Annotated in this window: 5 protein-coding genes; all 5 read left to right on the top strand. The window is 39.9% G+C overall.

The genetic code is table 11. The annotated features are described in order from the left end of the window. The first annotated feature begins 98 nt into the window (after positions 1–98). Positions 99–731 (top strand): IS110 family transposase, encoded by a 633-nt coding sequence (locus tag PRECH8_RS14100; RefSeq protein WP_200967735.1) that lies wholly within the window; start codon positions 99–101, stop codon positions 729–731. Positions 732–901: 170 nt separating this feature from the next. Next, on the top strand, positions 902–2,278 hold the full coding sequence (locus tag PRECH8_RS14095; RefSeq protein ID WP_200967734.1) for a hypothetical protein: 1,377 nt from the start codon (positions 902–904) through the stop codon (positions 2,276–2,278). 10 nt (positions 2,279–2,288) lie between these two features. Beyond that, positions 2,289–3,221 (top strand): M23 family metallopeptidase, encoded by a 933-nt coding sequence (locus PRECH8_RS14090; protein WP_200967733.1) that lies wholly within the window; start codon positions 2,289–2,291, stop codon positions 3,219–3,221. A 180-nt stretch (positions 3,222–3,401) separates the two neighbouring features. Continuing rightward, positions 3,402–4,082: a hypothetical protein gene (locus PRECH8_RS14085; protein ID WP_200967732.1), complete on the top strand. Its 681-nt coding sequence runs from the start codon at positions 3,402–3,404 to the stop codon at positions 4,080–4,082. 475 nt (positions 4,083–4,557) lie between these two features. Next, a partial coding sequence (locus PRECH8_RS14080; protein ID WP_200967731.1) for a sigma-70 family RNA polymerase sigma factor occupies positions 4,558–4,904 on the top strand: 347 nt, incomplete at its 3' end.

The following is a 4,904-nucleotide window of genomic DNA, read 5'->3' as shown; positions in this document are numbered from 1 at the left end:
GCGGGATTGTTTGGAACTGTAAAAATAGAGAAAGAACTCAAATTTCATGAAGGTTTCATGAAGTTGAAGAAAGCAAACGTCCGGGTGGAGGATTGACGATGGAATTGTGGACTAATATAAGAGTGTGGGACATCATCGATATTCTCATCGTCAGTTATCGTATTATTAGGTCAACCAGTATTTTCTGGTTGGCCTTTCTTTATTACGATGGTGGTAGCCGGGAGAACGTAACAGAATTAGGGAGAAGGATCCCGTACGACAAACTGTTCTCCCACTGCCTCCAACGACCATGTTTGAGCTGGTTGAGGCTAAGACCTCGTATCACAAGCGAAGCTATGGAGTTGGAGCCATCGTGGGAGTGCCGGCAATCATTCATCACTTATGAGGAGGTTGCTATGGAACCTGTTGTAGGTATTGATGTGGCAAAAAAATTTAGCGTAGTACAGGCTTTTACTAAACGAAATGAACCCTTCGGAAAGCCTTTGACGCTCTCACACGAAGAAGGCGGATTTGAGCAGCTGGGAGAACTCCTGGCAGAGCTGCAAGCGAAGACAAACATGACCCCGGTTGTTGTCTTGGAATCAACAGGGCATTACCATCGGGCACTTGTCGCCTATCTCAATCGCAGCGAATGGCCCCATTTATGGGAGTGCAAGAAAGTAATCCTATTACTCTCAGACCTCAGTCACCTCCACTTTTTAACCAATTTCCACATACGAAGAAATAAATAAATAATAACAAAACAAAAAAAATATGGTACAATAACCATGGAATGTTTTTCTGCTAGAATAAACTGTATAATTTTCGCAACTTGACTAGACTAAGAAAGGAGGAAGTGCACTAGAAAAATACGCTAATAAAGATAAAAACAATAAAATGAAAAGGAGGTAAACTTAGAGTTATGAAGAGGAAATTAACTGTTATTGTAGTTGCTTTATTGCTGTTAGGAGTCATTTTATCAACAATCGATGTTTTTGGGAAGAATGAAAGATGGACGTATATTGAAGATGAATACTATAGGGTATTACCTGTTGATATGGAAAAACCAGTGCTTTTTAACCGCCTAGGAGAAGATGATTATATAGAGATATTAAATGCTCTGGTGGATAAAAATTCTGAACCATTGTCAATTGAGGAAATGAAAATGATCGAGGATGATCCTAATGCCGTATTTGTCGACAATTTGTTGCCTAACGGACAATATCTAGTTGAAAACTGGATTGACATACAAACTGCAATGATAAACTCTAAATTTAAGATTGGAGTTTTAGATGATTTTTCTGTCATCAGATCTCCTTCTGAGGAAGAAATCATACAAAAAATCAAGACAGGATTTAATGAAATCGAGTTAACTTTAAAAAAAGTGATTGTGAACGGAAAATCAATTGTGATCCCAAAAAACATGGACGATTTCCCTCTTCAGTTTTCAATTACTCCTGATGGAATGAAGTCGATTATTTCATCAGATAATGGTTTGTGGATCTTCGATAAATCTGGTGATAAATTGATAAAAATTTCGTCTGAATATTATGACGGAAAAAGTTACGATGAGTTAGTTAAGGAATCATATGATTTGTATGATGAAAACAAAGTGATCTGGAATGATGATGTTGTGCCTAGTCCAGATAGTTCAAAGTTAGTTTATAGTTCAAATAAAAATCGCATTGAAACCTCAGGAGCCTCCTTATTTGTATTTGATTTAACTTCCGGAAAAGAATATTTAATAGCTGATACACTAGGTGCAAATTATTTAGTGGATGGTTGGGTGACATCTGAGAGTATTGTGAGTCAAAAAATATCATCTGATGGTATATCGTACGTCCTGATAACAACAGATGGTAAGGAGACAGAATTAAAAATGAAAGGTGAATCTCCAATAGTATATGCTGTGCGTGATGGAATGATAGCATATGCATCATCACTTAGCAGTGGCAGTATACATGTTTCTAAGCTTGATGAACAAGGCAATCTTTATGAAATAGCTTCATTAGAACTTGAAGGACAGACAAGACTACGTCCTGGAATTAATGGTTTTAGTCCCGATAATTCGTATTTTTCATTTATTTATGTCGAAAGCGATCAACCAGGAGCTCGGCGGTATTTGAAAGTTCTAGATCTACTTACTGGAAAAGTGATTGATCTCAAATCATTACCAGGGAATTCGACATCACGTGTACTTGAATTTAACTGGTTAAACAATAAAGAACTATTAATTTTGATCAAAGAGGATATTCCCGGCGTTAAAAAGGTTTCAACTTGGAAATATTCTTTGAATTGAGGTGATATAGATGAGAAAGTTTCAAATAAGAGCTTTGTTATTTCTTAGTGGAGTTATGTGGTTTTCAATGATTCAACCTGCAAATGCAGCATATTCAGAATATAGTGAAGTATTTAGAGGGGTAATCGATTCAACAACAAGATGGATTAGTCCAATAGCTGATTCAAATGGAAATCAACTATGGCCTACAGTGACTAGTAAATGGAATGAGGTGAGGAATGTAAACGGAACATCGCCGCATGTAGGCGTTGATTTAAGTGTTCAAACATCAAAAAGAGTAGTTGCTGTAGCGGATGGATACTTGACAAATCTTGGGGATAGATATAACACAGTATCATTAAAAACTGCGAATGATGTATATTGTCATTATGAACATATGGTTGTAAATACAACAGGATATCCGAACGGTGATTATGAAGAAGGAGATAGAATTGGCACTGCTGGGTCAACTGGTTCAACTGGCGGTGAACACCTTCATTTTGGAGCATATGATCAGAATAGTACGAGTGGACGAAAATCTTATCGTACTGAAACTTTGTATAGACATGCTTCTTCATGGAACTACGGCAGGAATCTTGATACCTTTAGCCAAGCACAATGGAATAGCAATAAAATCGCAAGGCTCACCATAGTTTTTAGTGGAGCAGGAAACACACATACAGAATTACCCCAATCTGTCATACTCTATTATAGAATTGTAGGAAGTACTGCTTGGATTCAAGGTGGTTCGATGCAGAGGAATGGCTCAACTTATGAATACACTTTTAATTTTGAAAATGTGGTTCCATCAGGAACTAACATCCAATGGATGGCAAGGATAACTCGGAACTTAAGTATTTCATATCCGTATGTATGGGCACCAGCAAAATATTACAGACCGTCAAGCAATCCTAATTCCAATTCCTACCCTTATGCATACTTTTCAAACACAGTAACATATTAACTCTAATGAACATTGATACTATTAGTAAATAGATGTTTCATGTGTAATAATCGTTGAATTATCAGAATTATTATGGTTGCCGTTATTATTTTGGTAAGTCGAGTTTTTGATTATGGGTTAAGTTCCTTATCATATATAGACGGAACCACAACTGTGGATAATTAACCCGGAGGTGAAAAGTTGCATAAGTTATATTTAATATTGCTTTTAATGGTACTTATTTTTTGCGCCTGCTCAGAATTGAGTCAGCCATCACAGACCGAGTCTGGTCCAGAATCCAATCCATCTTCACAATTGGGGGATGAGCAAAAAAAAGACGAGGGTGATACGGACTCAATAACCGATGAAGTTACCCCAGATCTAGATAATGCGAATCCCACAGTTTTCACCGCGAAAGAAATCCTCAATTTTGAACAATTACGAGCGGATTGGACGAAAGAACAGATGGAAGAGCATGGTTTTGAGAAACAGGTCAATGGGCCTGGCGGTGAGACGACTTATTCGGATGGTCGGATCAGGTACGTGTACTTTGATTTTTATGACGCGCCAACACCTGCTATTGTTGATGTCTACGGGGATATCCCGGGTCCGCGAGGGATCAAGGTTGGAGATGCATTCGAAGATGTATTGGCGTTATTTCCGCAGGAAGTCGATTGGGAAATTAACCCTTTCGGGACGCTGTATGGGAACTTTGATCCGGATGCTGAAGAAGAAACGAAGGCTCTTTCTGCTTATGTTACGACTTACGAGAATCGGAAGGAGATCACATTGCTCACAGAGAAAGTTCTCCCATCATTAAGGATATTCTTTGAAGATGGGAAGCTCACGCATTATTCCTTCTTCCTGATTAGTGCGAGTTGATATCATAACAATCAACGCATCGTGTGTCTCCAGGCCGTTGCATTTCCAGATTGAACGTGTTATAGTACGGATAATCTTAGTTTTACTGTGATCAATTGCTGTGATGGAGAAGAGTAGGCAAAGCTTGGCCAACAGGGAGCGGCGCCACCGATTGAGAGCGCCGCCGGGATGCGAGGTTGCCGAAGTTCGCTCCGGAGCAGTCCCCTGAAACGTACGCTTGGAGTCGAGCGAGCCGTTTTCTGCGGCAGTTTAGACATTGGCGACACGCAAGTAGGGCGTACCGGCGGGAACCGTTAACTTCCATAGAGCGACAGCCGCTTCATGCGCTCCGCTGGATTCTGGAGTTTCAGGATCTGCAGAGGAGTAATATGGCAGGCTGTAACAAGGGTGGTACCACGGACTCTTTCGTCCCTTATGAGGCGAAGGAGTCTTTTTTACATAATGAATGTTGTACCCCTAGAATGGAGGTGCATAGATGGAGTTATATGAGATAAAATTGACTCAACTTGCTCGAAACGGGGATCGCCTCGCCTTTCGGGAGTTGGTCGATCTGTACCAGAACAAAATATACCACCTCGCTTACAGAATGCTGGGGAACACACATGAAGCCGAAGATATCGTGCAAGAAACCTTCCTAAGAGTCTATACGAATCTAAACGGCTTCGACCCTTCTCAGAAATTCTCAACGTGGATCTATCGAATCGGGACGAATCTATGTATCGATCATCTTCGTAAGCGAAAGCGCAAGAAAAACATGTCGCTCGATGCGAACTTGTATGATTCGGACAAAGCTGACGGTTATGATATCATGCCTACTGGCGA

Source organism: Insulibacter thermoxylanivorax, assembly GCF_015472005.1.
In the GTDB taxonomy this organism is placed as follows: Bacteria; Bacillota; Bacilli; order Paenibacillales; family DA-C8; genus Insulibacter; species Insulibacter thermoxylanivorax.
The sequence above is the reverse complement of the archived record's forward strand: the minus strand, read 5'-3'. Positions and strand labels throughout refer to the sequence as shown.

What these genes read in the sequence shown, in the direction of transcription:
- PRECH8_RS14095 (WP_200967734.1), top strand. Translation starts at nt 902, where the DNA reads ATGAAGAGGAAATTAACTGTTATTGTAGTTGCTTTATTGCTGTTAGGA.
- PRECH8_RS14090 (WP_200967733.1), top strand. Translation starts at nt 2,289, where the DNA reads ATGAGAAAGTTTCAAATAAGAGCTTTGTTATTTCTTAGTGGAGTTATG.
- PRECH8_RS14100 (WP_200967735.1), top strand. Translation starts at nt 99, where the DNA reads ATGGAATTGTGGACTAATATAAGAGTGTGGGACATCATCGATATTCTC.